A 25,598-nucleotide genomic window follows, 5' to 3' on the forward strand; every position below is an offset into this window, starting at 1 on the left:
CACTGGGGCGCGGGCCGGACCAGGCCCGGCGAGGGGAGACAAGGTGAACGTGCGTCCGATATCGGGGACGTCGTCGGCCGGCATCCGGGGGCGGAGCGGCAGGAGGACCGGCAGGGGGCTGCCGGCGCTGATGCTCGGCGTGCTGCTGGCGGTCGGTGCGTGCGGCGGAGGCGGTGCGGACTCGGGGTCCGGGGACGGCAAGGGCGGCAACGCCAAGGACGCCACCGCGGCACAGAGCAAGCAGTCCGAGGCGGTCGTCACCATCGCGCCGGCCAACGGGGCGAAGGCCGTCGACACCAGCGGCGCCCTCAAGGTCGGCGCCGCCAAGGGCAAGCTGACCGAGGTCGTGGTCAAGGACGCCGAGGGCGACCCGGTCGAGGGCAGGATATCCGGGGACGGCGCCACCTGGACGCCGTCCACCCACCTGGCCGCCTCCACCGCGTACACCGTGCACGCCGTCGCCGAGGACTCCGAGGGCCGCACCGCGGCGGAGGACTCCCGCTTCACCACGCTGACGCCGAAGAACACCTTCACCGGCACCTTCACTCCCGAGGACGGCTCGAAGGTCGGCGTCGGGATGCCGTTCTCGATCCGCTTCAGCCGGGGCATCACCCACCCCGAGGACGTCGAGAAGGCCATCCGCATCAAGACCGAGCCGGCCGTCGAGGTCGAGGGCCACTGGTTCGGCAACGACCGCCTGGACTTCCGCCCGGAGCAGTACTGGCAGGCCGGCACCAAGGTCACCGTCGACCTCGCCCTGGACGGCGTCGAGGGCCGCGAGGGCGTCTACGGCAAGCAGACCAAGACCGTCTCCTTCACCGTCGGCCGCAAGCAGGTCTCCGTCGTGGACGCCAAGAAGCTCACGATGCAGGTCGTGCGGGACGACAAGGTCCTCAGGACCGTCCCGGTCACCACGGGCGCCCCCGGGTACGAGACCTGGAACGGCAAGATGGTCATCACCGAGAAGCTCGACGTGACCCGCATGAACGGCGAGACGGTCGGCTACGGCGGCGAGTACGACATCAAGGACGTCCCGCACGCCATGCGCCTGTCCACCTCCGGCACCTTCATCCACGGCAACTACTGGGGCGGCGACGCCTTCGGCAACCGCAACGCCAGCCACGGCTGCGTCGGCCTGCGCGACGTGCAGGGCGGCTGGGACGGCAAGACGCCGGCCGCCTGGTTCTTCGACAACTCCCTCATCGGCGACGTGGTGGTCGTCAAGAACTCGAACGACGAGACCATCGCCCCGGACAACGGCCTCAACGGCTGGAACATGTCCTGGGAGCAGTGGAAGGCCTGAGCCTCCCGGCGCAACCCGCGTGCGGCCCCGGTGTCCTCGATGCGAGGTACGGCACCGGGGCCGCAGCCGTTGGCCCCCGCACTGTGCCTGCCTGGCGGCAATCCGCAGACCCCCGGCCGAGTGTGAGCGACGGCACCGACGACAGTCGTTAGTCGCCGTTAACCTGCTGTGCATGACCGTACATCTCGAAGTCGCGGACGGCGTCGGCACGCTGCGCCTGGACCGCCCGCCCATGAACGCGCTGGACGTCGCCACGCAGGACCGGCTGAAGGAACTCGCGGAGGAGGCCACGCGGCGCGAGGACGTGCGCGCCGTCGTGATCTACGGCGGCGAGAAGGTGTTCGCGGCGGGCGCGGACATCAAGGAGATGCAGGTGATGGACCACGCGGCGATGATCCTGCGCGCCCGTGCCCTGCAGGACTCCTTCACCGCGGTGGCCCGCATCCCCAAGCCGGTCGTCGCCGCCGTGACGGGGTACGCGCTGGGCGGCGGGTGCGAACTCGCCCTCTGCGCCGACTTCCGCATCGCCGCGGACAACGCCAAGTTCGGCCAGCCCGAGATCCTGCTCGGCCTGATCCCGGGAGCCGGCGGCACCCAGCGCCTGTCCCGGCTGGTCGGTCCCTCCAAGGCCAAGGACCTGATCTTCACCGGCCGCCAGGTGAAGGCCGACGAGGCGCTGACGATCGGCCTGGCGGACCGCGTGGTGCCCGCCGCCGAGGTCTACGAGCAGGCGCACGCCTGGGCCGCCCGCCTCGCGAAGGGCCCCGCGATCGCGCTGCGCGCGGCGAAGGAGGCGATCGACACCGGTCTGGAGACGGACATCGAGACCGGCCTCGCCGTCGAACGGAACTGGTTCGCGGGCCTGTTCGCCACCGAGGACCGCGAGCGCGGCATGCGCAGCTTCGTGGAGGAGGGCCCCGGCAAGGCGAAGTTCGTCTGACACCGGTTCCTCCTTGGACCATTGACGTGATGTCTGATCCGGGTCCCTCGATGGGGCGGTTTATGGCAGCCTTAACGCACCATTAAGCGCGCCTTGTCGAGGGAGTCCCCCGCTTGTCTCCGGCCGAGCAGTCCGCGCAGGTCAGCGACGCCGTTCGGGGTACCGAACTGCCCCTGGCACATGTCAGGCGCCTCCTGGGCGGCCCCGGCTCTGCGCCGGCGCATTCACCGGGAACGGCCCCGGAGGCCGCCGGCGGCGGCCATGATGGGGGCATGGCGGGGCTGGAGGGTACGGAACAGCCGCGGGGAGCCGGACGTGCGACCGCGGCGCGCTGGTCGCCGGCGGTCGAGGACGAATACGGGCTCAAGGCACTGGAGCTGTTCGGCAATCCCACGGAGTGCGAGGTTCCGTTGCCGTCCCGCCCCGAGTCCGCCGCCACCGCCCGCCGACTGGCCCAGGTGGTGGCCCTGCGCCAGTGGAAGGTGTCCCCCAAGGTGACGGAGGACACCGTCCTGCTCGTCTCCGAACTGGTGGGCAACGCCGTACGTCACACCGGCGCCCGCGTCTTCGGCCTCCACATGCGCCGCCGCCCCGGCTGGATCCGCGTCGAGGTCCGCGACCCCTCCCGGGGGCTGCCGTGTCTGATGCCGGTCCAGGAGACGGACATCAGCGGACGCGGCCTCTTCCTGGTCGACAAGCTGTCCGACCGCTGGGGGGTGGATCTGCTGCCGCGCGGCAAGACCACCTGGTTCGAGCTGCGGGTGACGGACCGCTGAGCCCGCGCCGCGCCCGCTGATCCCGCACCGCACCGCACCGCCGGCCGAGGGGCCGACCGCGGGACCGGCCACCGTTCGGGCGAATCACCCGTTTTCGGGCGCGACGCACCTTAAATGGTGCGGTGACCACGACCGACCGCCGAACCGCACTGGCCGCGTGCGCCGGACTCGTCGCCGCGGGAGCGCTGACCACCGGATGCGGCACGAAGGGCGCCGCCGCCCACCCCGCCGCGCGCGCCTCCGGCTCCACGCCGGCCCCGCCCCGCACGCCCGCCGCGCCCGCGCCCCGCCGCTTCCCCGGCCGCCCCGTCCAGATCGCCCACGGCCCCCGCGACCGCGCCCGTGTCGCCCTCACTTTCCACGGCCAGGGCGACCCCGCCACCGCCCGCGCGATCCTGACCGAGGCCGAACGGCACGGCGCCCGCGTCACCGTACTGGCCGTCGGCACCTGGCTGGACGCCCACCCGGAACTGGCCCGCCGCATCCTCGACGGCGGCCACGACCTCGGCAACCACACCCAGCGCCACCTGGACGTCAACGCCATGACCGAGGCGGAGGCATACGCCGAGATCACCGACTGCGCCCGGCGCCTGAAGCGCCTCACCGGCTCCATCGGCACCTGGTTCCGGCCCTCCCGAGCCGCCCGCGCCTCCCCGCTCCTCGAACAGCTGGCCGTCCGCGCCGGCTACCCGCACGTCCTCTCCTACGACGTCGACTCCCTCGACTTCACCTCGCCCGGCGCCGCCGCCGTCACCCGCACCGTGCTCGGCGCGGTCCGCGGCGGGTCCGTGGTGAGCCTGCACTTCGGCTACGCGGACACGGTCGCCGCGCTCCCCGCCCTGCTCGAAGAACTCGACCGCCGCGGACTGCACGCGGTGACCACCACGGAGCTGATCGGCTGATGCACGCCAGAACCCTCACCCGCGCCCTGATCGCGGGCCTCGCCCTCGTCGCCCTCGCCGCCTGCGGTGACGGACAGCAGCGGTCCGGCGGGACGGACCCGAGCGCCCGTGCCGCCAAGGCCACCCCCGCCGAGCGGAAACCCGCCGTCGACGGCCTGCCCGGCATGCCGCCCGTCCTCGACCCGAAGGACGTCTACGCCGCCGACCGCCCGAACAAGCTGTCCCCGGTGGTCAAGGACTTCCCCTCCCGGATCTACGTCCCCAACACCGAGTCCGACACCGTCACGGTCATCGACCCGAAGACCTACGAGGTCATCGACACCATCCCGGTCGGCCGGCAGCCCCAGCACGTGGTGCCGTCCTGGGACCTGAAGACCCTGTGGGTCAACAACGACCGGGGCAACACCCTCACCCCCATCGACCCGAGGACGGGCACGGCGGGCACACCGGTCGACGTCCACGACCCGTACAACCTCTACTTCACGCCCGACGGCAAGTACGCGGTCGTCATGGCCTCCCTCGACCGGCAACTCGTCTTCCGCGACCCGCACACCATGAAGGTCGAGAAGACCGTCCCCGTCACCTGCTACGGCGTCAACCACGCCGACTTCTCCCTCGACGGGCGCTATTTCATCGTCTCCTGCGAGTTCAGCGGCGAACTGCTCAAGGTCGACACCCGGAAGATGGAGGTCGTCGCCCAGCAGAGCCTCCCCTTCGGCGGCGCGATGCCGCAGGACGTCAAGGTCTCGCCCGACGGCAAGAAGTTCTACATCGCCGACATGAAGGCCGACGGCATGTGGGTGCTCGACGGCGACGCGTTCACCACGCCCACCCTCCTGCCCACCGGCAAGGGTGCCCACGGCCTCTACGTCGGCCGCGACTCCCGCGAGATGTACGTCTCCAACCGGGGCGAGGGCACCGTCTCCGTCTTCGACTTCACCCGCGACGAGCTGACCAAGAAGTGGCGCCTGCCCGGCGGCGGCAGCCCCGACATGGGCGGCGTCTCCGCCGACGGCAAGGTCCTGTGGCTCTCCGGCCGCTACGACGCCGAGGTGTACGCCATCGACACCCGCACCGGCAAACAGCTCGCCCGCATCAAGGTCGGCAGCGGCCCGCACGGCCTCGCCGTCTACCCGCAGCCCGGCCGCTACTCGCTCGGCCACACCGGCATCTTCCGCTGACCACAAGGGGGGTACACGGCAAGGGAGTTCGGCCAACACGCCACCATCGGGTGATGATCCGCGGCCCGTCGCCGCGGAGCCGGGATCGTACGCGCATGATCACCACACGCCTGCGGCGCCGGGCCGCCGCCGCCGTCCTGTCCCTCTCCGCCGTCCTCGCCACCTCCGCCGCCGCCGTCCCCGGCGCGGCGGCCCCGGCGGCGGCACCCGCGAAGGCCGCCCCCGCCTGCCCCCAGTTCGACGACAAGGTCAAGGCCGCCGCCGACCGGGACGTCGACGTCGCCCGCATCACGCCCCGGCCGGTCTGGCGCACCACCTGCGGCACCCTCTACCGCAGCGACAGCCGGGGCCCGCGGATCGTCTTCGAGGAGGGCTTCCACGCCAAGGACGTGCGCAACGGCCAGTACGACATCGAGAAGTACGTCCTGGTCAACCAGCCCTCGCCGTACGTGTCGACGACCTACGACCACGACCTGTACAAGACCTGGTACAAGTCCGGCTACAACTACTACATCGACGCGCCCGGCGGCGTCGACGTCAACAAGACCATCGGCGACACCCACAAGTGGGCCGACCAGGTCGAGGTCGCCTTCCCGGGCGGCATCCAGCGGCAGTACGTCATCGGGGTCTGCCCGGTCGACAAGCAGACCAAGACCGAGATCATGAGCGAGTGCGAGAGCAACCCGCACTACGAGCCCTGGCACTGACCGCCCGCCCGCGGGGGAGGAGGAACAGCGCCTCCGACCCCACCGGCCGGTAGCCCGCCGCCTGGAACGCCCGCAGACTGCGGGCGTTCCCCGGCGACACCTGGGCCCACACCGGCTCGCCCCCGGCCAGCTGCCGCGCCGCCGTCACCAGCCGCCGCCCCAGCCCCCGGTGCCGCGCGCCCTCCGCCACCTCCACCGCGACCTCCAGCCGCCCGGCGACCCCGCGGCCCAGCACGAGGACCCCGCCGTCCGCCGCCCACACCCGTACGTCGTCGCGCCGCCGGCGCGCGGAGACCACCCGCGGATGCGCGGGGTCGGCGACCTCCGTCAGCGCGAGTCGCGGGCGCCCCGCGAGCGGCGCCCCGGTCAGCAGCACGTCGATCGTGTCGGTCGTCCGCCCCGTCCGCTCCATCAGGGCCGCCAGGAACCGCGCGTTCATCGTCGCGGCGAGCGCGTCGCACTCCAGAGCACCCAGCGTCCCGCGCACCCATCCCTCGTCCTCGTCCGTGAAGACGACCGAGTGGGCCGTGAAGGCGATGACGCCCGCGTCCCGCGGACCGGGCGGCGCGACCACCGTCGTCCCGCCGTCCGGCGGCGGGAAGACGCCCCGCGCCGCCGCGTCCAGGATCTCCCGCAGGCTCTCCATCACCGTGCCCCTTGAGTCTCCACCCACTGGAAGGTCCACACTCCCAGACATGACCGACGACGGCACCGGACTCATGACCATCGGTGAACTGGCGCGGACCACCGGACTGACCGTGCGCACCATCCGCTACTGGTCCGACGAGGGCGCGCTGCCCCCGGTGACCCGCTCCGCCGGCGGCTACCGGCTCTACGACGCGGCCTCGACGGCCCGCCTGGAGCTGATCCGCACCCTGCGCGAACTGGGCCTCGGCCTGGACGACGTGCGCCGGATCCTGTCCGGCGAGACGACGGTCGCGCAGGTCGCGGCGGCGCACGTGAGCGCGCTGGACGCGCAGATCGCGTCGCTGAAGGTGACCCGTGCGGTGCTGTCGACCGTGGCGCGACGCGGCTCGACCGCCAAGGAGACGACCCTGATGAACAAACTGGCGCGGCTGTCCGCCGCCGAGCGCAGGCGGATCGTCGACGACTTCATGACGGAGCTCTTCGACGGGATCGACACGGCGGATCCCGACGTCCGCAGGCGGCTGCGGTTCACGGCGGCCACGCTGCCCGACGATCCGACGCCGGAGCAGGTGGACGCGTGGGTGGAACTGGCCGAGCTGATCCAGGACCCCGGCTTCCGGGCGCTGATGCGCTCGATGGTGGAGTTCAACGCGGCCGACCGGGGGCCGGACGTCCCCGCCGGCACGTCCATGTGGTTCGTCAGCCGTCTCGTGCGGCTCGCGGGTGACGCGCTGCTCCGGGGCGTCGCCCCCGAGGCGCCCGAGGCCGGGGACGTCCTGCGCCGGCTGCTCGGCGACGCCGACGCCGCCGCCGTACGCGAACGCCTGACCGCGATGACGAACAGCCGGGTCGGCCGGTACCGCGAGCTGTCGGCCGTCGTCAACGGCCTCGGGCCCCAGCCGACGTACGAGCAGGAGTTCGGGTGGGTGGTCGCCGCACTGGAGGCCCGGGCGGGCAGCTAATCTGACCTGCGTCAGTGGCGTGCGACAGCACGACCGGAGCACGGATGAGGGGCTGATCGGTGGCGGACATCGAGGAAGCGCGCAAGCAGTTCGAGCGGATCGATACGGACGGTGACGGGTTCATCACCGCTGCCGAGTTCAAGACCGCGCTGGCCCAGGGCGGTGACTGGAACGTCACCGAGTCGGTGGCCGAGGCGATCATCGCCGGCCGTGACCTCAACGGCGACAAGATGCTGTCGTTCGACGAGTTCTGGGCGCACCTCAACAAGTAGGCGACGTCCGAGGGGGCGCACGTCCGGTCGACCGGTCGTGCGCCCCCTCGGCATGCGCCGGGAGCCGGAGGAGACGCCCGCGCTGCTCCGGAGAGGTGAAGGACGGCCGGTGCCGGAATAGTCCGCCGCGGCCGGAGGTTGCCGCTGACCACCGGCGCGGCCGACCCGCGCCGGACCCGCAGGACACGACCTCCGGAAGGCCAGGCGAGTCAGGACCATGAAGATCGGCATCATCGGCGCGGGCAACATCGGCGGCAACCTCACCAGGCGGCTGACCGCCCTCGGGCACGACGTCTCCGTCGCCAACTCCCGCGGCCCGCACACGCTCACCGCGCTGGCCGAGGAGACCGGGGCGACCCCCGTACCGGTCGGGGAGGCGGCACGCGGCGCGGAGATCGTGGTCGTCACGATCCCCCTCAAGGCGATCCCCGACCTGCCGTCCGGCGTCCTGGACGGGGCCGCCGACGACGTCGCGGTCATCGACACCGGCAACTACTACCCGCAGCAGCGCGACGGCCGGATCGCCGGCATCGAGGACGAGGGCCTCACCGAGAGCCGCTGGACCGAGCGCCACCTCGGCCACCCGGTGATCAAGGCCTTCAACGGCACCTACGCCCAGGACCTCCTGGACCGACCGCGCCCGGCCGGCGACCCCGGCCGCATGGCCCTCCCGGTGGCCGGCGACGACGAGGCGGCCAAGGCGAAGGTGCGGGCCCTGATCGACGAGCTCGGCTTCGACACCGTGGACGCCGGCGGCATCGACGACTCCTGGCGCCAGCAGCCCGGCACCCCGGTGTACGGCCTGCGCGCGGGCGTGGACGACGTCACCAAGGCACTGGCGCAGGCGTCCGCCGAGCGCACCGCGGACTTCCGGGGCTGACGGCCGCTCAGGCGCTCTGCGCCCACTGCGTCAGCGTGGCCTTGCTCGCGAAGTCCGCGACGTTCGTGTCCACCGGGTCGTCGGTGTACTGGTGGAAGCGCCACGTGGCCTGGATGCGCGGCTTGCCCGCCGTCACGTAGTCGGCGATCCAGAGACCGTCGCCGGCGTACGAGGTGGTGTCGACGTTGAGCCAGAAGTGGCGGTTGCAATAAAGGATCACCCGGTTGTCCGGCCGCAGTTCCCTCAGCTTCCGGATGAAGCGGTCCTTCTCGGCGTTGCTCGCATGGGTGCCCTCGCCGGTCGACTCCCAGTCGACGGCGAGGATGTCGCCCTTCCTCTCCGGTGTCCTGGACAGGAAGTACTCGGCCTGGGCGGTGAGGTTGCCCGGCCACAGGAAGTGGTAGAAGCCGACGACGAGCCCGGCGTCGCGGGCCCGTTCCGTCTGGGCGGCGAGCTTGGGGTTGACGTACGAACGGCCCTCCGTCGCCTTGATGAAGACGAAGGACAGGCCGTCCGTGCCGTAGCTGGAGGACTGGTACGCGCTCACGTCGATGCCGCGCAGCATGAGGACTCCCTCGGATGCCGGTGGGGCTGAAGTGCCCTGGGGGCGGGAGTTGTTGTTATGCCCGGGATCGGCGTCCCGTACGCCGGGCGCGAGGGCGCTCGGCGTACGGCGGTGGCGTGCGCCGGTCGGTTCAGGAGGCGGAGGAGGCGGCCGGGGCGCGGGTGCCGTCGTCGGCGGAGGCGGCCTCGTCGTCGTCCAGGGAGACGTCCTTGGTCTCCTTGCCGAGGAGCAGCGCGGTCAGCGTCAGCACGGCCATCGCGGACAGGTAGACGCCGACCAGCCACGGCGAGCCGTCTCCCGCCTCCCACAGCGCCACCGCTATGAACGGCGCGACGGCCGCCCCGAGGATCGAACTGACGTTGTACGAGATACCGGAACCGGTGTAGCGCACGCTCGTCGGGAACAGCTCGGGCAGCAGCGCGCCCATCGGGCCGAAGGTCATGCCCATCAGCGTGAAACCGAGCACGAGCCACAGCACCACGCCGAGCGTGCCCAGGTCGATCAGGGGCACCCAGACCAGGCCGAAGACCACGATCGCGGCGGTGATCCAGATCAGAGTGGTGCGCCGTCCGTACTTGTCGGCGAGCGGTCCGGAGACCAGGGTGAACACGGCGAAGAACAGCACACCGAAGATCATCATCAGGACGAACGTGGTGTAGCTGTACCCCAGACCCGGCACGGCGGCGTCCTCGGCGGTGCGCCCGTAGCTCAGCGAGAACGTGGTCATCAGGTAGAAGAGCACGTACGTGGCCAGCATGATGAAGGTGCCCAGGATCAGCTGCTTCCAGTGGCCCTGGACCACGGTGGCCAGCGGCAGCTTGCGCACCTTCCCGGTCTCCTGGGTCTTGGTGAACACCGCCGACTCCACCAGCCGCGACCGCACCCACAGCCCGATCGCGACCATCACGGCGGAGAACAGGAACGGGATGCGCCAGCCCCAGCTGGTGAAGGCCTCGGAGGGCTGGGTGGGGTCGGCGCCGGCCGCGGACGGCAGCAGCGCGCCGATGATCAGGAACAGGCCGTTGCCGATGATGAAGCCGAGCGGGGCGCCCAGCTGCGGGAAGGTGCCGTACAGCGCCCGCTTGCCCTTGGGCGCGTTCTCGGTGGCGACCAGCGCGGCACCGCTCCACTCGCCGCCGAGTGCGAAGCCCTGCGCGAGCCGCATCAGCACCAGCAGCGCGGTGGCGACCCAGCCTGCCTGCGCGTAGGTGGGCAGCGCGCCGATGAGGAAGGTGGCGATGCCCATGGTGAGGAGCGAGACCACCAGCGTCTTCTTGCGGCCGAGCCGGTCACCGAGGTGCCCGAAGAAGACGGCTCCGATCGGGCGGGCGACCATCGCGGCACCGAAGACCGCGAAGGACGACAGCAGCGCCGTGGTCGGGTCGCTGTTCGGGAAGAAGAGCGCCGGGAAGACCAGAACGGCGGCGGTCGCGTAGATGTAGAAGTCGTAGAACTCGATCGTGGTGCCGATGAGGCTGGCGATGAGAACACGGGACCGCGGATTGACGGGTGCCCCGGCTGAACCGGCGACGGATGCGGACATGGCTCGGTCTTTCACGCGTGGAACATGTGTGTGCCTTGAAACGATCTCAGGCGTCTTACTTGACGGAAAGTCGATGCCACGATGTGAGACGAGGGAGCCTCGGGGAAGAGGTACTACAGGCCGGCGCGCCGCAGCAGAAGCGCCAGGTCGGCGTCCTTCACGCGGGTGACCCCTTGCGGGTGCCGGTTGGCCAGCAGGTGCAGCGGGACAGGGTCGTTGTGCAGCCGGCGTGTCGCCGCCGGGCTGAGCGTCGCTCGGACGCGCCACGGCTGACGGGGGTTCCCGGCCGCTTCGAACGGCTCGCCCTCGATCTCGGCCACCGCGGCGACCTCCCGCACCGGACTGGCGACGTAGATCCACAGGCGGTCGCCCGCGGCCATCCGGCGCCACCTGGACAGGCACCACTCCCGGCGGGGCTCGGTCTCGGCGAGTTCCAGCAGGTGCCTCTTGGCGGACGATCCGCCGTCCGGGGCCGCAGCCGCGAGCTTGACGATGAACAGCCAGTCCACGCGTGAACCTCCGCTCGTACCGTGCCTCTGCGCGCCGCGCCCAGCGCGACCTCCTGTGTGCTGCCCCGTCCGGGAGCCGCCACACGGCGGGGCTTCGCACGGGCTCACGGCACCGGCCCCTGAGCCCTCAGCACTCGATGATGTTCACCGCCAGGCCGCCCCGGGCCGTCTCCTTGTACTTCACCGACATGTCGGCGCCCGTCTCCTTCATGGTCTTGATGACCTTGTCGAGGGAGACCTTGTGCGAGCCGTCGCCGCGCATCGCCATCCGGGCCGCCGTGACCGCCTTCACCGCGGCCATGCCGTTGCGCTCGATGCAGGGGATCTGGACGAGGCCGCCGACGGGGTCGCAGGTGAGGCCGAGGTTGTGTTCCATGCCGATCTCGGCGGCGTTCTCCACCTGCTCCGGGGAGCCGCCCAGCACCTCGGCGAGCGCGCCCGCCGCCATCGAGCAGGCGGAGCCGACCTCGCCCTGGCAGCCGACCTCGGCACCGGAGATGGAGGCGTTCTCCTTGAAGAGCATGCCGATCGCGCCGGCCGCCAGGAGGAAGCGGACCACGCCCTCCTCGTCGGCGCCGGGGACGAAGTTCATGTAGTAGTGCAGGACCGCCGGGATGATCCCCGCCGCGCCGTTCGTCGGCGCCGTGACGACCCGGCCGCCGGCCGCGTTCTCCTCGTTCACGGCCATCGCGTAGAGCGTGATCCACTCCATGGCCAGGGCCTGCGGGTCGCCCTCGGAGCGCAGCTTGCGCGCGGTGTTCGCGGCGCGGCGGCGGACCTTCAGGCCGCCCGGCAGGATGCCCTCCCGGGACATGCCGCGGGCCACGCACGCCTGCATCACGCGCCAGATCTCCAGCAGGCCCTCGCGGATCTCGTCCTCGTCGCGCCAGGCCCGCTCGTTCTCCAGCATCAGCGCGGAGATCGACAGACCCGTCTCCTCGGTCAGGCGCAGCAGCTCGTCGCCGGTGCGGAAGGGGTACTTCAGCACGGTGTCGTCGAGCTTGATGCGGTCGGCGCCCACCGCGTCCTCGTCCACGACGAAGCCGCCGCCTACCGAGTAGTACGTCTTGGAGAGCACCTCCGTGCCCGCCGCGTCGTACGCCCACAGCGTCATGCCGTTGGCGTGGTACGGGAGGGCCTTGCGGCGGTGCAGGACCATGTCGTCGTCGTAGGAGAAGGCGATCTCGCGCTCGCCGAGGAGCCGGATGCGGCCCGAGGTCCTGATCGTCTCGACGCGATCGTCGGCCGTCTCCACGTCCACCGTGCGCGGCGACTCGCCCTCCAGGCCGAGCAGCACCGCCTTGGGCGTGCCGTGGCCGTGGCCGGTGGCGCCGAGCGAGCCGTACAGCTCGGCCCGGACCGAGGCCACCGAGTCCAGCAGTTCCTCGTTGCGCAGGCGCCGGGCGAACATGCGCGCCGCGCGCATCGGGCCGACCGTGTGCGAACTCGACGGGCCGATGCCGATCGAGAACAGGTCGAAGACCGAGATGGCCACGGGAACTCCTCAGAACGGGGGTGATGCGGAGAGGGTGGGGCGCCGTGCTCGCTCGTGGCCTGCGCGGCGCCCCTGGGTGATGCTGTTGGTTACTTGTTCAGACCCGGGTACAGCGGGTGCTTGTCCGCCAGGGCCTTCACCCGGGCCTTCAGCGCCTGCGCGTCGTACGACGGCTTGAGCGCCTCGGCGATCACGTCCGCCACCTCGGCGAAGTCCTCGGCCGTGAAGCCGCGGGTCGCCAGGGCCGGCGTACCGATGCGCAGGCCGGACGTCACCATCGGCGGGCGCGGGTCGTTCGGGACGGCGTTGCGGTTGACCGTGATGCCGACCTCGTGGAGACGGTCCTCGGCCTGCTGGCCGTCCAGCTCCGAGTCGCGCAGGTCGACCAGGACCAGGTGGACGTCCGTGCCGCCGGTCAGGACGGACACGCCCGCCGCCTTCGCGTCGTCCTTCACCAGGCGCTCGGCCAGGATCCGGGCGCCTTCCAGCGTACGACGCTGGCGCTCCTTGAAGTCCTCGCTCGCCGCGACCTTGAAGGCGACGGCCTTGGCGGCCACCACGTGCTCCAGCGGCCCACCCTGCTGACCGGGGAAGACGGCAGAGTTGATCTTCTTGGCCAGCTCGGCCGTGGAGAGGATCACACCGCCGCGCGGGCCGCCCAGCGTCTTGTGGGTCGTGGTGGTCACCACGTGGGCGTGCGGGACCGGGTTCGGGTGCAGGCCCGCCGCGACCAGACCGGCGAAGTGCGCCATGTCGACCATCAGGTACGCGCCGACCTCGTCCGCGATGCGGCGGAACTCGGCGAAGTCGAGCTGCCGCGGGTAGGCCGACCAGCCCGCCACGATCAGCTTCGGCCGGTTCTCCTTGGCGAGGCGCTCCACCTCGGCCATGTCGACCTGGCCGTCGTCACCGACGTGGTAGGCGACGACGTTGTAGAGCTTGCCGGAGAAGTTGATCTTCATGCCGTGGGTCAGGTGCCCGCCGTGGGCGAGGTTCAGACCCATGATCGTGTCGCCCGGCTTGAGCAGCGCGAACATCGCCGCCGCGTTGGCCTGGGCACCCGAGTGGGGCTGCACGTTGGCGTGCTCGGCGCCGAAGAGCGCCTTGACCCGGTCGATCGCGATCTGCTCGACCACGTCGACGTGCTCGCAGCCGCCGTAGTAGCGGCGGCCGGGATAGCCCTCGGCGTACTTGTTGGTGAGGACCGAGCCCTGGGCCTCCATGACCGCGACGGGCGCGAAGTTCTCGGAGGCGATCATCTCGAGGGTGGACTGCTGGCGGTGCAGCTCGGCGTCGACGGCGGCGGCGACGTCGGGGTCGAGCTCGTGCAGGGGGGTGTTCAGAAGCGACATGCGTCCGTGTCTCCTCAGGCGCCGGCGAATTCGGTGTACTCGTCGGCGGAGAGCAGGTCGCCCGGCTCCTCGCTGACCCGCACCTTGAACAGCCAGCCGCCCTCGAACGGCGCGGTGTTCACCAGCGACGGGTCGCTGACGACGTCCTCGTTGACGTCGGTGACCTCGCCGGAGACGGGGGAGTACAGGTCGGAGACCGACTTGGTCGACTCCAGTTCGCCGCAGGTCTCGCCCGCGGACACGGTGGCGCCGACCTCGGGGAGCTGGACGAAGACGACGTCACCGAGCGCGTTGGCCGCGTGCTCCGTGATGCCGACCGTCGAGACGCCGTCCTCGGCGCCCGACAGCCACTCGTGCTCCTTGCTGTAGCGCAGCTGCTGGGGGTTGCTCATGGCCTGAATTCTCCTGTACGCGGGGGAGTGGTGGTGACGGGGGGACTACGGAACTGCTGGCTGGGAAGCGCCGGACGCGTACGGGGGCGCCGAAGGGCCCCGCACGCCCAGTGTCTACTTCTGGCGCTTGTAGAAGGGCAGGGCCACGACCTCGTACGGCTCGTGGGTGCCCCGGATGTCCACGCCGACCCCTGCGGTGCCCTCGGCCGCGTGCGCCGCGTCGACGTACGCCATGGCGATCGGCTTGCCCAGCGTCGGGGACGGGGCGCCGGAGGTGACCTCGCCGATCACCTCGCCGCCGGCGACGACCCGGTACCCGGCGCGCGGGACCCGGCGGCCCTCGGCGACCAGGCCCACCAGCACGCGGGGCGGGTTCGCCTCGGCCCGGGCAGCGGCCTCCTGGAGGGCGGCCCGGCCCACGAAGTCGCCCTCCTTCTCGAACTTCACCACCCGGCCGAGCCCGGCGTCGAACGGCGTCAGCGCCGTCGTCAGCTCGTGCCCGTACAGCGGCATGCCCGCCTCCAGGCGGAGCGTGTCCCGGCAGGACAGACCGCACGGGACCAGCCCGGCGCCCTCGCCGGCCTTGGTCAGCGCCTGCCACAGCTCCACGGCGTGCTCCGGCTTCACGAACAGCTCGAAGCCGTCCTCGCCGGTGTACCCGGTGCGCGCGATGAGCGCGGGGACGCCGGCGACGGTGCCGGGCAGACCCGCGTAGTACTTCAGGCCGTCCAGGTCGGCGTCGGTGAGCGACGCGAGGATGCCGGGGGACTCCGGGCCCTGCACGGCCAGCAGCGCGTAGGCGTCGCGGTCGTCGCGGACCTCGGCGTCGAATCCGGCGGCGCGCTCGGTGAGCGCGTCCAGCACGACCTGGGCGTTGGAGGCGTTGGCGACGACCATGTACTCGGTCTCGCCCAGGCGGTAGACGATCAGGTCGTCCAGGATGCCGCCGTCCTCGCGGCAGATCATGGTGTAGCGGGCACGGCCCGGCTTCACGCTGCCGATGTTCCCGACCAGTGCGAAGTTCAGCAGGCCGGCGGCCTGCGGGCCGGTGACGGTGATCTCGCCCATGTGGGAGAGGTCGAAGAGCCCGGCCCGGGTGCGCACCGCGACGTGCTCGTCACGCTCGGAGCCGTAGCGCAGGGGCATGTCCCAGCCGGCGAAGTCGGTCATCGTCGCGCCCAGCGCGCGATGCGTGGCATCGAGCGCGGTACGGCGGAGTTCGGTACTGCTCATCGGTCGTTCGTCTCCCAGGACAGGACAGGACGGGCGAGGGCGGTCCTCCCCATCTGTCATCGGAACCTGAGAGGTTCGCCATGACCACCGCGGTACGGCGGTCAGGACTTGCACCTTGGGTGGGGCAGCCGTCGAACGGCGGCCCGCTTTTCAGATGTGCCTCGCCCGCGCGGTAACGGGGCCTGAGAGATTCAAGGGAGGGACTTGCTCCTTCGGCGCCCCGGCGATGGCCGGGGACTCTCCCGCGCGGATTCAAACGGCCGGTATGCAGTTGGCGCCGCCATCATTGCACGCCCGGCCTGTTCGTGGCAGACCGTGATCTGTAACCGGCTTGTGGCAGTAAGCGCACGAAAACGCGAGACCGCCGCATTACCTTCTCTTTACACTCGACGGGGACGGGAACTCGTGAACCGCCCCAGGGGAGGACGATCACGGTGAACAGGACCACGGCTTACGCAACGACCTCGGGCATCGCGCTGCCGAAGCGGCCCGCCCCGACCGAGGGGGCGTGTGCCGACATGCCCGCACCCGTCGTCCGCGATCTGCGCGACCGCGACGGCCGCAGCCCGCACGCCCTGCTCTTCGGGCCCCGCGACGTCGTGGTGATCACCGGCCTGCCCGGCAGCGGCAAGTCCACCCTGATGCGGCGCACGGTGCGCGGCCTGCGCATCGACTCCCAGGACACCCGCGACCGCTGGGACCGCCGCATGCCGCGCCTCCTCCCGTACGCCCTCTACCGGCCCCTGGTCCGCCTCGCCCACTACGCCGGGCTGCGCCGCGCCCTGCGCTCGGGCGAGGGCGTCGTCGTGCACGACTGCGGCACGCAGGCCTGGGTGCGCGGCTGGCTGGCCCGCGAGGCCCGCCGCCGCGGCGGCACCCTGCACCTGCTGCTCCTCGACGTCGGCGCCGACGACGCCCTGGCCGGCCAGCGCGAGCGCGGCCGGGGCGTCTCCCGGTACGCGTTCCTGCGGCACCGCGCGGCGACCGACCGCCTGCTCGCCTCCGTGACCGGGGGCACCCTGCCCGCCGGCTGCGCCTCGGCGGTCCTCCTCGACCGCGTGTCGGCGGACACACTGCACCGGATCGCCTTCACGGGCTGAGGTGACGGACCGTGTGCCGCTGGGGCCGAACGGGTTAGCCTTTTCAGCCACAGCAGCGGTACCAGGCAGGCGGTAGGCAGATGGACTTCCCAGCGGACTTCGCGGACCTCTCACCGGAGTTCCCGGCGCAGGCGCATCCCCACCCGCACGGTGGATGGCCCGGCAACGAGCTGGAGGAGGTGCTGTCCGCCTCCCTCGGCGTGCCGGGCGCCGGCGGCCGGATCGTGGAGGTGCTCGGCCGCAGCTTCGTCTGGGTCCCGCTGCCCAACGGCGGCGGCCCGGACACCGGCCCCCTCGACCTGCCCACGGTGGAGATCGACGGCCAGGCCCATGTGCCGGTGTTCAGCTCCGAGGAGCAGCTCCGCCGGGTCGCCGGCCCCCACATGGGCTACACCGTCGCCCCCGCCGCCGAGTTCGCCCGCGGCCTGCCCCCGCAGGTCGGCATCGCCGTGAACCCGGACGGCACGGTCGGCATCCCGCTGCCGCCGGCCGCCGTGGCCGAGCTGTGCCGGGCCGGGCGCACCCCGCTGGACGGGCCCGCGTCCGGCGGCCGGGTCCGCCTGTTCGAACCCGACTGGCAGGACGACCCGGTGGACTTCCTGGCCGCGGCCTCCGCCGAGTTCGCCGCCACCGGCGTCGTCCGCACCGCCCGCCGCTGCCTGGCCGCCGTCGAGACCGCCGACCCGATGCTGTTCGTCGGCGTGGAACTGACCCACTGGGAGGGCGACGCCCGCGCCCTCCCCCTCGACGCCCTCGGCCGCGCCCTCGGCACGGTCCCGGTCAAGTGGCCGGTCAACCTGGTCCTCCTGGAAGCAGCCCAGGACCCGGTCTGCGACTGGATGCGGGCACACGTCCGCCCGTTCTACGACCAAGACCGGTGAACGCCGGCCGGGAAGCGCACCGAAGGGGCGCGGGGAACGGCGCGACCGGCCACGACGGCCCCCGCACCCGTCGACCGACAACAACCCCCGAGCTCCAGAGCCACTGCACCCGGCGGAGCCCTAAGCTGGGTTCACGAACAGGGGACGATTCTCGAAGGGTCGGTAAAAGGTGAGCGCGAGCGGTACTGCCGCGACCGGGCAGGTCGAGCACATGCTGCGCCAGGTGACGCCCGGACGCTACGACGCCTACGAGGCCCTGCTGCGCGCCCTCGCCGCCCCCGCCACCGGCCAGGTCTGGATGCTGCTGTGGCACGGCCAGGCCGGCTCCCCGGACGCCCAGTACGGGCGCATGGAGGTCGAGGGCTGCGGCTACGCGCCCTGCGTCACCTCCGCCCAGGAGCTCTCCGCCAGCGGCTGGAACCGGTCGTACGAAGTGGTCGACGGCCTGGAAGTGGCCCGCGCCCTCTACCCGGACCACTACGGCCTCTGGCTCAATCCGCACGCCCCCGGCGGCGGCGTCGGCATCCCCTGGCTCGACCTGCGCCGCATCGCCTCCGGTCTCGACCGCCAGCCCGCCGGGCCCCTGCGCCTGTCCGAACCGGCCATCGAGATCCCGCAGTTCTACGCCCTGCTCGCGCAGAACGCCCACCGCACCCCGGCGGTCCGCGCGTTGCGCCGCGCCTGGGTGCAGCCGTCGCTCGGCGCCCCCTACCTCGCCATCGGCCTGGACGTGTACGACACGTCGCCGCCGGCCGTGGACGCGGTGCGGGCGATGATGCAGCAGTCCGTCGGCGCGGTGCCGGAGGGACTGCCGGTGTCGACGGTGGCGATGACCGACGCGCACGACCCGGTCGCCATGTGGCTGCGTGCCCACGCCCGCCCCTTCTACGACCGCGAGGCCCACGCGGCCCCCGCCCATGCGCCCGCCGCCGGGTACGGCTACCCTCCGGCCCGCGGCAGCTTCTGACGGAGCGTGAGGTCGGGTCGCCCGTACCGGCGACGCTCCGTGATCTTCACGTCACGCACACATTTCTTCGCGCGTAGACGGCGGCGGAAGGTCGCGAAGGTCGGCGATTTCGCCGTTGTGTCCCAACTGTCCTTCGTCCGAAGGCCGTTACCCACTGTTCGGATAACGGAATCCCCAGCAATGCATCACGGTTGCGCATACTTTCCCGGTCAGACCTGGCGGGTGATCCTGACGACGCTGAAGACTCCCGAGACAGACACCGGATCGTTCGATCCCGTGATCGAGAGCAAGTCGACAAAGCCGTAATCCACGGCGGGTGTAGGCCGGTCACCACCGGCGAGAGGGGTCGGGTCACTGTGACCGCACCGATCGAGACCACCGGGGCGCAAGCCGAGGCACAGCCCGAGGCTGTCCTCGTCGGTGCCGATAAGGGGCAGATCGAGGGCCGTTCCCTGGGGCAGATCGCCTGGTCCCGTTTCAAGAAGGACAAGGTCGCCGTGGCCGGCGGGGTCGTCGTGATCCTGCTGATCCTCCTCGCGATCCTCTCCCGTCCGATACAGGCGATCTTCGGTCTGGACCCCAACGCCCTCAACCAGGACCTGATCGACCCCAACACCTCGCTGCCCAAGGGCGACTTCGGCGGCATGAGCTGGGACCACCCGCTCGGTGTGGAGCCGAAGTTCGGCCGGGACATCGCCACCCGCATCCTCGAGGGCTCCTGGGTCTCGCTGGTCGTCGCCTTCGGCGCCACGATCCTGTCCAACACCATCGGCGCGATCCTCGGCGTGGTGGCCGGCTACTACGGCGGACGCGTCGACACGGTCATCAGCCGGCTGATGGACACCTTCCTGGCCTTCCCCCTCCTGCTGTTCGCGATCGCCATCTCGGCGACCCTGCAGGGCGGTGCCTTCGGACTGGAGGGCCTGCCGCTGCACATCCTGGTGCTGGTCTTCGTCATCGGCTTCTTCAACTGGCCCTATCTGGGGCGCATCGTCCGCGGCCAGACGCTGGCCCTGCGCGAACGGGAGTTCGTCGACGCCTCCCGGGGGATGGGGGCCAAGGGCCCGTACATCCTCTTCAAGGAGCTGCTGCCGAACCTCGTCGGCCCGATCATCGTCTACTCGACGCTGCTCATCCCGACCAACATCATTTTCGAGGCGTCCCTGAGCTTCCTCGGCGTGGGCATCCAGCCCCCGCAGGCCTCGTGGGGCGGCATGATCAACCAGGCGGTCGCCTTCTACCAGGTCGACCCCCAGTTCATGATCGTTCCCGGTCTCGCCATCTTCGTGACCGTCCTGGCGTTCAACCTGCTCGGCGACGGTCTCCGTGACGCTCTCGACCCGCGCAGCCGCTGACCGGCGACTGCCACGAGAGTCCCAAAGATTTGCCAACAATGGAGGGGAAGCAGACCATCATGCGAAGGTCAGCGCTGGCCGCGGTCGCGGCCATCGGCAGTGCAAGCCTGCTGCTTTCGGCTTGCAGCAAAGCCGATGACAACTCGGACAACAACGGTAAGAAGTCGGCTGAGGCCAACGCAGCGACCAAGGGTGTCGTCAACGCCTCCACCCAGAAGGGTGGAACGGTCACGTACGAGTACTCGGACGTCCCGGACTCCTTCGACCCCGGCAACACGTACTACGCGTACATGTACAACCTCAGCCGGCTCTACGCCCGCCCGCTGATGACCTTCCAGCCCGGCGCGGGCGAGAAGGGCAACACCCTGGTCCCGGACCTCGCCGCCGGCAAGGGCGTGCCGAGCGAAGGCGGCAAGACCTGGACGTACAAGCTGCGCGCGGGTCTGAAGTACCAGGACGGCACCCCGATCACCTCGAAGGACGTCAAGTACGCCGTCGAGCGCTCCAACTTCGCGCGTGACGTGCTCTCCCTCGGTCCGAACTACTTCCAGCAGTTCATGAAGGACGGCGACAAGTACAAGGGTCCGTACAAGGACAAGAGCCCCGAGGGACTGAAGTCCATCGAGACGCCGGACGACACCACGATCGTCTTCCACCTCAACCGTTCCTTCCAGGAGTTCGACTACCTGGTCGCGACGCCGCAGACGGCTCCGGTGCCCCAGTCCAAGGACAAGGGCATCGACTACGTCAAGAACATCGTGTCCTCCGGCTCGTACAAGTTCGAGAGCTACGAGGAGGGCAAGCAGGCCGTCCTCGTCCGCAACGAGAACTGGGACCCGAAGACGGACCCGCTGCGCAAGCAGTACCCGGACAAGATCGTCGTCAAGCTCAAGGTCAACGCCGAGACGATCGACCAGGACGTCCAGGCCGGCACCGCGATCGACCTCGGCGGCACGGGCGTCCAGGCCGCGACGCAGGCGAAGGTCGTCAACGACGCCGCCCTGAAGGCCAACACCGACAACACCTACGGTGGCCGCCTGGTCTACATGGCGATCAACTCGCAGGTCGCGCCGTTCGACAAGGTCGAGTGCCGCAAGGCCGTCGAGTACGCCATCGACAAGGTCTCCGTGCAGACCGCCCTCGGCGGCCCGATCCGCGGTGAGGTCGCCACCACCGTCCTGCCGCCGGACATCACCGGCTACGAGAAGTCGGACGTCTACGCCACCGACGGCAACAAGGGCGACGTCGCCAAGGCCAAGGACCAGCTCAAGGCCTGCGGCAAGACGGCCATCAACACCAACATCTCGGCGCGCAGCGACCGCCCGCAGGAGATCGACGCGGCCACCGCGATCATCGCCTCGCTGAAGAAGGTCGGCATCAACGCCAGCCTGAAGCAGTACCCGTCGGGCAAGTACTTCACCGACTACGCGGGTGTGCCGACGTTCGACAAGAAGCAGAACATCGGTCTGCACATGATGCAGTGGGGTGCCGACTGGCCCTCCGGCTACGGCTTCCTGCAGCAGATCCTGCACGGTGACGCGATCGGCGCCTCGGGCAACACCAACCTGTCGTACATCAACGACAAGCAGATCAACGAGACGCTCGAGAAGGCCATCGCCACCGAGGGCGACACCGAGCGCAACGCGCTGTACGCCCAGATCGACAAGCGTGCGATGGACCTGGCCACCCTCGTCCCGCTGACCTACTTCAAGGTCCTGCTGTACCGCCCGACCACCTACACCAACCTGGTGTCCACGGCGGCCTTCAGCGGTCAGTACGACTACCTCAACATCGGCACGACCAAGAAGTAGCCCCGGAAGGCAGGTGAAGGCATTGGTGCCCGCGGGCTTCGCGGCCCGCGGGCACCAGCGCCGGTCCCCGTGATCTCGTACATCCTCCGTCGGACGTTCGCGGCAGTGATCCTGCTGCTGGTCGTCACCGCGGTCACCTTCGCGATCTTCTTCCTGCTGCCGCGGCTCGCCGGTCAGACCGCCGACCAGCTCGCGCAGCAGTACATCGGAAAGAGTCCGACGAAGGCAGACATCCTCGCGGTCAAGCAGAACCTCGGTCTGGACGAGCCCCTGTACGTCCAGTACTGGCACTTCATCAAGGGGATCGTCAGCGGCGCCACCTACAACCTGGGCCCCACCACGGCGCAGTGTGACGCGCCCTGCTTCGGCTACTCCTTCAAGAACCACGTCGAGGTGTGGCCGCAGCTCACCTCCCGCCTCCCGGTGACCCTCTCGCTGGCCGGCGGCGCCGCCGTGCTGTGGCTGGTCTCCGGTGTCCTGATCGGCGTGATCTCGGCGCTCAAGCCCCGCAGCGTCTTCGACCGCACCTTCATGGGCGTCGCGCTCGCCGGTGTCTCGCTGCCCATGTTCTTCACGGGCAACCTGCTGCTCCTGCTGTTCACCTTCCAGTGGCCGATCTTCGGACGCACCTATGTGCCGCTCACCGAGAACCCGGCCCAATGGGCCAACACGCTGTTCCCGGCGTGGTGCTCGCTGGCCCTGCTGTACTCCGCCATCTACGCGCGGCTCACCCGCTCGGGCATGCTGGAGACGATGAACGAGGACTTCATCCGCACGGCCCGCGCCAAGGGCCTGCGGGAGCGCAGGGTCGTGGCCCGGCACGGGCTGCGAGCCGCGCTGACGCCGATCATCACCGTCTTCGGCATGGACCTCGGCCTGCTGCTCGGCGGCGCCGTGATCACCGAGAAGGTGTTCTCGCTGCCCGGCATCGGCCAGTACGCGGTGCAGGGCATCACCGACAACGACCTGCCCCCGATCCTCGGCGTCACCCTGCTCGCAGCCTTCTTCGTCGTGATCGCCAATCTCCTGGTGGACCTGCTGTACGCCGCCGCCGACCCACGCGTGAGGCTCTCGTGACCGAACTCTCCAAGACCGGGGCCGCCGTGGGTGAGCCCACGAGCTCGCCCTCGAACGCGCCCGACGCGTTCCTCGCGGTCCGCGACCTCAAGGTGCACTTCCCCACCGACGACGGACTGGTCAAGTCCGTCGACGGGCTCAGCTTCCAGGTGGAGAAGGGCAAGACCCTCTGCATCGTCGGAGAGTCGGGATCCGGCAAGTCCGTCACCTCGCTGGCGATCATGGGCCTGCACCGGCTCGGCTCGCGCGGCAAGAACGTGCAGATGTCCGGCGAGATCTGGCTCGGCGGCAAGGAGCTCGTCTCCGCCGACCCGGACGAGGTCCGCCGGCTGCGCGGCCGCGAGATGGCGATGATCTTCCAGGACCCGCTGTCCGCGATGCACCCGTACTACACGATCGGCAACCAGATCGTGGAGGCGTACCGGGTCCACCACGACGTCAACAAGAAGACCGCGCGCAAGCGGGCGATCGAGATGCTCGACCGGGTCGGCATCCCCGAGCCCGGCAAGCGCGTCGACAGCTACCCGCACGAGTTCTCCGGCGGTATGCGCCAGCGCGCGATGATCGCGATGGCCCTGGTCAACAACCCCGAACTGCTCATCGCGGACGAGCCGACGACCGCCCTGGACGTGACCGTCCAGGCGCAGATCCTCGACCTGATCCGGGACCTGCAGAAGGAGTTCGGCTCCGCGGTCGTCCTCATCACCCACGACCTCGGCGTGGTCGCCGAGATCGCCGACGACGTCCTGGTGATGTACGGCGGCCGGTGCGTGGAGCGCGGTTCGGTCGACGACGTCTTCGAGCGGCCGCAGCACCCGTACACCTGGGGCCTGCTCGGCTCGATGCCGCGCATCGACCGCGAGACCTCCGAGCGGCTCATCCCGGTCAAGGGCTCGCCGCCGAGCCTCATCAACGTCCCCTCGGGCTGCGCCTTCCACCCCCGCTGCCCGTACGCGGACATCCCCAAGGGCGATGTCACCCGTACCGTGCGGCCGGAGCTCCAGGTGGTCGGCAGCGGGCACTTCTCCGCCTGCCACCTCTCGCCGGAGGACCGCACGCGGATCTGGACCGAAGAGATTGCGCCGAAGCTGTGAGCGATACGAAGAAGAAGGACGCGACGACGGTCCCGGCCCAGGCATCCTCTCCCGAGGAGCGCGAGGTGCTGCTGAAGGTCGAGGGCCTGCAGAAGCACTTCCCGATCCACAAGGGTGTTCTCCGGCGCCAGGCCGGCGCGGTCAAGGCCGTCGACGGCATCGACTTCGAGGTGCGCAAGGGCGAGACCCTCGGCGTGGTCGGTGAGTCGGGCTGCGGCAAGTCGACCATGGGCCGGGTCATCACCCGGCTCCAGGACCCGACGGGCGGCTCGATCCACTTCGAGGGCAAGGACATCACGCGGCTGAACACGGCCGGGATGCGTCCGCTGCGGCGGGACATCCAGATGATCTTCCAGGACCCGTACGGCTCGCTGAACCCGCGTCACACCATCGGCGGCATCGTCTCGGCGCCGTTCCGCCTCCAGGGCGTGGAGCCCGAGGGCGGGGTGAAGAAGGAGGTCCAGCGGCTCCTGGAGCTGGTGGGTCTGAGCCCCGAGCACTACAACCGCTACCCGCACGAGTTCTCCGGCGGTCAGCGCCAGCGCATCGGCATCGCCCGCGCGCTCGCCCTGAAGCCGAAGCTGGTGGTGGCGGACGAGCCGGTCTCCGCGCTGGACGTCTCCATCCAGGCGCAGGTCGTCAACCTCATGGACGACCTCCAGGAGGAGCTCGGCCTGACGTACGTGATCATCGCGCACGACCTGTCCGTCGTCCGGCACGTCTCGGACCGGATCGCGGTGATGTACCTGGGCAAGATCGTCGAACTCGCCGACCGTACGTCGCTGTACGAGGCGCCGATGCACCCGTACACCAAGGCGCTGATGTCGGCGGTGCCGGTGCCGGACCCGAAGCGCCGGGGCGCCAAGAGCGAGCGGATCCTGCTCCGCGGCGACGTGCCCTCGCCGATCTCCCCGCCGAGCGGCTGCCGCTTCCACACGCGGTGCTGGAAGGCGACGCAGATCTGCAAGACCACCGAGCCGCCGCTGAAGGAGCTGCGGCCGGGCCAGCAGGTGGCCTGCCACCACCCGGAGAACTTCGAGGACCAGGCCCCGCAGGACGTCGTCCTGCTCACCGCCGCCAAGGAGGCGGCGGAGACGGTCTCGGCCGAGGTCCTGGCGAAGCCCGCGAAGACCTCGGCGACGGAGACCGCGGACGCGGAGACCGCGAAGGCGGACGTCCCGGAGGCGGACGCACCGAAGGTGGACACCGCGAAGGCGGAGGCGCCGGAGGTGGAAGCCGCGGACGCGGAGGCTTCGAAGGCGGAGGCTCCGAAGGCGGAGGCTCCGAAGGTGGAGGCCGCGAAGGCGGAAGCCCAGGAGGCGGAGGCCGCGGACCCGGAGGCCGCGAAGGCGGACGTCCCGGAGGTGGACGCTCCGAAGGCGGAGGCCGGGGACGCGGAGGCCGCGAAGGCGGACGTCCCGGAGGCGGAGGCCGGCGACGCGAAGACCGCGGACGTGGAGACCGAGGCGTCCGGGCCCGCGGCGGAGGCCGGTTCCGAGGCGGAGCCGGCCCAGGCCGAGGCCGGTCCGGCGGAGGCCGAGGCCGCCGTGCCCGAGCCGTCGGAGACGGACGCCGCCGAGACCGACGCCGAAGCCGACGCCGAACCTCCGGCCAAGAAGAAGAAGTAAACCCGGCCCGGTCCGTGAGCCCCCG

At 70.7% G+C, this 25,598-nt stretch carries 24 protein-coding genes, 1 pseudogene and 2 riboswitches; of the genes and pseudogenes, 17 read left to right on the forward strand and 8 right to left on the reverse strand.

Annotated elements, in window-relative coordinates; genetic code table 11:
* Window positions 1-43 precede the first annotated feature (43 nt).
* From ACIRG6_RS28680 to ACIRG6_RS28705, 6 genes are all read left to right on the forward strand, one after another.
* On the forward strand, window positions 44-1,303 hold the full coding sequence (locus ACIRG6_RS28680) for a L,D-transpeptidase (RefSeq protein ID WP_403324982.1): 1,260 nt from the start codon (window positions 44-46) through the stop codon (window positions 1,301-1,303).
* A 172-nt stretch (window positions 1,304-1,475) separates the two neighbouring features.
* Entirely contained in the window at window positions 1,476-2,243 is a 768-nt protein-coding gene (locus ACIRG6_RS28685; protein ID WP_189234086.1) for an enoyl-CoA hydratase/isomerase family protein, read from the forward strand.
* Window positions 2,244-2,515: 272 nt separating this feature from the next.
* A complete protein-coding gene (locus tag ACIRG6_RS28690) occupies window positions 2,516-3,019 on the forward strand; it encodes an ATP-binding protein (RefSeq protein WP_318214505.1) in 504 nt (167 codons plus the stop codon).
* 122 nt (window positions 3,020-3,141) lie between these two features.
* Window positions 3,142-3,921 (forward strand): polysaccharide deacetylase family protein, encoded by a 780-nt coding sequence (locus ACIRG6_RS28695; protein ID WP_403324983.1) that lies wholly within the window; start codon window positions 3,142-3,144, stop codon window positions 3,919-3,921.
* The gene (locus tag ACIRG6_RS28700) at window positions 3,921-5,102 is read left to right on the forward strand and encodes a YncE family protein (protein WP_403324984.1); all 1,182 of its coding nucleotides are present in this window, start codon (window positions 3,921-3,923) and stop codon (window positions 5,100-5,102) included. Before ACIRG6_RS28695 ends, ACIRG6_RS28700 begins: the two co-directional genes overlap by 1 nt.
* A 95-nt stretch (window positions 5,103-5,197) precedes the next feature.
* The gene (locus tag ACIRG6_RS28705) at window positions 5,198-5,809 is read left to right on the forward strand and encodes an ADP-ribosyltransferase (protein ID WP_364679762.1); all 612 of its coding nucleotides are present in this window, start codon (window positions 5,198-5,200) and stop codon (window positions 5,807-5,809) included.
* On the opposite strand, the gene ACIRG6_RS28710 is transcribed toward ACIRG6_RS28705, so the two are convergent.
* Complete coding sequence (locus tag ACIRG6_RS28710) at window positions 5,763-6,455, reverse strand: GNAT family N-acetyltransferase (RefSeq protein WP_364679765.1); 693 nt, start codon at window positions 6,453-6,455, stop codon at window positions 5,763-5,765. The genes ACIRG6_RS28705 and ACIRG6_RS28710 overlap by 47 nt on opposite strands.
* 49 nt (window positions 6,456-6,504) lie before the next feature.
* Between ACIRG6_RS28710 and ACIRG6_RS28715 the strand changes: the two genes are divergently transcribed.
* The 3 genes and pseudogenes from ACIRG6_RS28715 to ACIRG6_RS28725 all read left to right on the forward strand — a co-directional run.
* Window positions 6,505-7,419, forward strand: coding sequence for a helix-turn-helix domain-containing protein (locus tag ACIRG6_RS28715; protein ID WP_364679768.1), 915 nt, complete (start codon window positions 6,505-6,507; stop codon window positions 7,417-7,419).
* A gap of 59 nt (window positions 7,420-7,478) precedes the next feature.
* Complete coding sequence (locus ACIRG6_RS28720; protein ID WP_077799447.1) at window positions 7,479-7,691, forward strand: EF-hand domain-containing protein; 213 nt, start codon at window positions 7,479-7,481, stop codon at window positions 7,689-7,691.
* A 202-nt stretch (window positions 7,692-7,893) separates the two neighbouring features.
* Window positions 7,894-8,571, forward strand: a pseudogene (locus tag ACIRG6_RS28725) (NADPH-dependent F420 reductase); the annotation flags it as partial.
* A gap of 7 nt (window positions 8,572-8,578) precedes the next feature.
* Here the strand turns inward: ACIRG6_RS28725 and ACIRG6_RS28730 are convergent.
* From ACIRG6_RS28730 to gcvT, 7 genes are all read right to left on the reverse strand, one after another.
* Window positions 8,579-9,136: a glycoside hydrolase family 25 protein gene (locus ACIRG6_RS28730; protein ID WP_318214511.1), complete on the reverse strand. Its 558-nt coding sequence runs from the start codon at window positions 9,134-9,136 to the stop codon at window positions 8,579-8,581.
* A 130-nt stretch (window positions 9,137-9,266) separates the two neighbouring features.
* The gene (locus tag ACIRG6_RS28735) at window positions 9,267-10,679 is read right to left on the reverse strand and encodes an MFS transporter (protein ID WP_364679772.1); all 1,413 of its coding nucleotides are present in this window, start codon (window positions 10,677-10,679) and stop codon (window positions 9,267-9,269) included.
* 113 nt (window positions 10,680-10,792) lie between these two features.
* Window positions 10,793-11,188: a hypothetical protein gene (locus ACIRG6_RS28740; protein WP_403324985.1), complete on the reverse strand. Its 396-nt coding sequence runs from the start codon at window positions 11,186-11,188 to the stop codon at window positions 10,793-10,795.
* 127 nt (window positions 11,189-11,315) lie between these two features.
* Complete coding sequence (locus tag ACIRG6_RS28745) at window positions 11,316-12,683, reverse strand: L-serine ammonia-lyase (RefSeq protein ID WP_318214514.1); 1,368 nt, start codon at window positions 12,681-12,683, stop codon at window positions 11,316-11,318.
* 89 nt (window positions 12,684-12,772) lie between these two features.
* Window positions 12,773-14,035, reverse strand: a complete 1,263-nt coding sequence (gene glyA / locus ACIRG6_RS28750) for a serine hydroxymethyltransferase (RefSeq protein WP_364823463.1) — start codon at window positions 14,033-14,035, stop codon at window positions 12,773-12,775.
* Between the two features lie 14 nt (window positions 14,036-14,049).
* Entirely contained in the window at window positions 14,050-14,427 is a 378-nt protein-coding gene (gene gcvH / locus ACIRG6_RS28755; RefSeq protein ID WP_189234100.1) for a glycine cleavage system protein GcvH, read from the reverse strand.
* Between the two features lie 114 nt (window positions 14,428-14,541).
* On the reverse strand, window positions 14,542-15,660 hold the full coding sequence (gene gcvT, locus ACIRG6_RS28760) for a glycine cleavage system aminomethyltransferase GcvT (RefSeq protein WP_239763006.1): 1,119 nt from the start codon (window positions 15,658-15,660) through the stop codon (window positions 14,542-14,544).
* A gap of 43 nt (window positions 15,661-15,703) precedes the next feature.
* Window positions 15,704-15,820, reverse strand: a riboswitch (glycine riboswitch).
* Window positions 15,821-15,915, reverse strand: a riboswitch (glycine riboswitch). It abuts the riboswitch before it with no gap.
* Window positions 15,916-16,094: 179 nt separating this feature from the next.
* Between gcvT and ACIRG6_RS28765 the strand changes: the two genes are divergently transcribed.
* From ACIRG6_RS28765 to ACIRG6_RS28800, 8 genes are all read left to right on the forward strand, one after another.
* Window positions 16,095-16,760 (forward strand): AAA family ATPase, encoded by a 666-nt coding sequence (locus ACIRG6_RS28765; protein ID WP_364679781.1) that lies wholly within the window; start codon window positions 16,095-16,097, stop codon window positions 16,758-16,760.
* Window positions 16,761-16,840: 80 nt separating this feature from the next.
* Window positions 16,841-17,641, forward strand: coding sequence for an enhanced serine sensitivity protein SseB (locus ACIRG6_RS28770; RefSeq protein WP_364679784.1), 801 nt, complete (start codon window positions 16,841-16,843; stop codon window positions 17,639-17,641).
* Between the two features lie 169 nt (window positions 17,642-17,810).
* Complete coding sequence (locus ACIRG6_RS28775; RefSeq protein WP_364679787.1) at window positions 17,811-18,608, forward strand: enhanced serine sensitivity protein SseB C-terminal domain-containing protein; 798 nt, start codon at window positions 17,811-17,813, stop codon at window positions 18,606-18,608.
* Window positions 18,609-18,964: 356 nt separating this feature from the next.
* Window positions 18,965-19,963: an ABC transporter permease gene (locus ACIRG6_RS28780; RefSeq protein ID WP_350722732.1), complete on the forward strand. Its 999-nt coding sequence runs from the start codon at window positions 18,965-18,967 to the stop codon at window positions 19,961-19,963.
* A gap of 59 nt (window positions 19,964-20,022) precedes the next feature.
* Complete coding sequence (locus ACIRG6_RS28785) at window positions 20,023-21,774, forward strand: ABC transporter substrate-binding protein (protein ID WP_450152415.1); 1,752 nt, start codon at window positions 20,023-20,025, stop codon at window positions 21,772-21,774.
* Between the two features lie 69 nt (window positions 21,775-21,843).
* Window positions 21,844-22,851: an ABC transporter permease gene (locus ACIRG6_RS28790; RefSeq protein WP_161163154.1), complete on the forward strand. Its 1,008-nt coding sequence runs from the start codon at window positions 21,844-21,846 to the stop codon at window positions 22,849-22,851.
* Complete coding sequence (locus ACIRG6_RS28795) at window positions 22,848-23,945, forward strand: ABC transporter ATP-binding protein (RefSeq protein ID WP_225634837.1); 1,098 nt, start codon at window positions 22,848-22,850, stop codon at window positions 23,943-23,945. The genes ACIRG6_RS28790 and ACIRG6_RS28795 overlap by 4 nt, the downstream gene beginning before the upstream one ends.
* On the forward strand, window positions 23,942-25,573 hold the full coding sequence (locus tag ACIRG6_RS28800) for an ABC transporter ATP-binding protein (protein ID WP_403324986.1): 1,632 nt from the start codon (window positions 23,942-23,944) through the stop codon (window positions 25,571-25,573). Before ACIRG6_RS28795 ends, ACIRG6_RS28800 begins: the two co-directional genes overlap by 4 nt.
* Window positions 25,574-25,598 lie beyond the last annotated feature (25 nt).

It is taken from the genome of Streptomyces flaveolus, assembly GCF_044765825.1.
Classification (GTDB): domain Bacteria; phylum Actinomycetota; class Actinomycetes; order Streptomycetales; family Streptomycetaceae; genus Streptomyces; species Streptomyces flaveolus.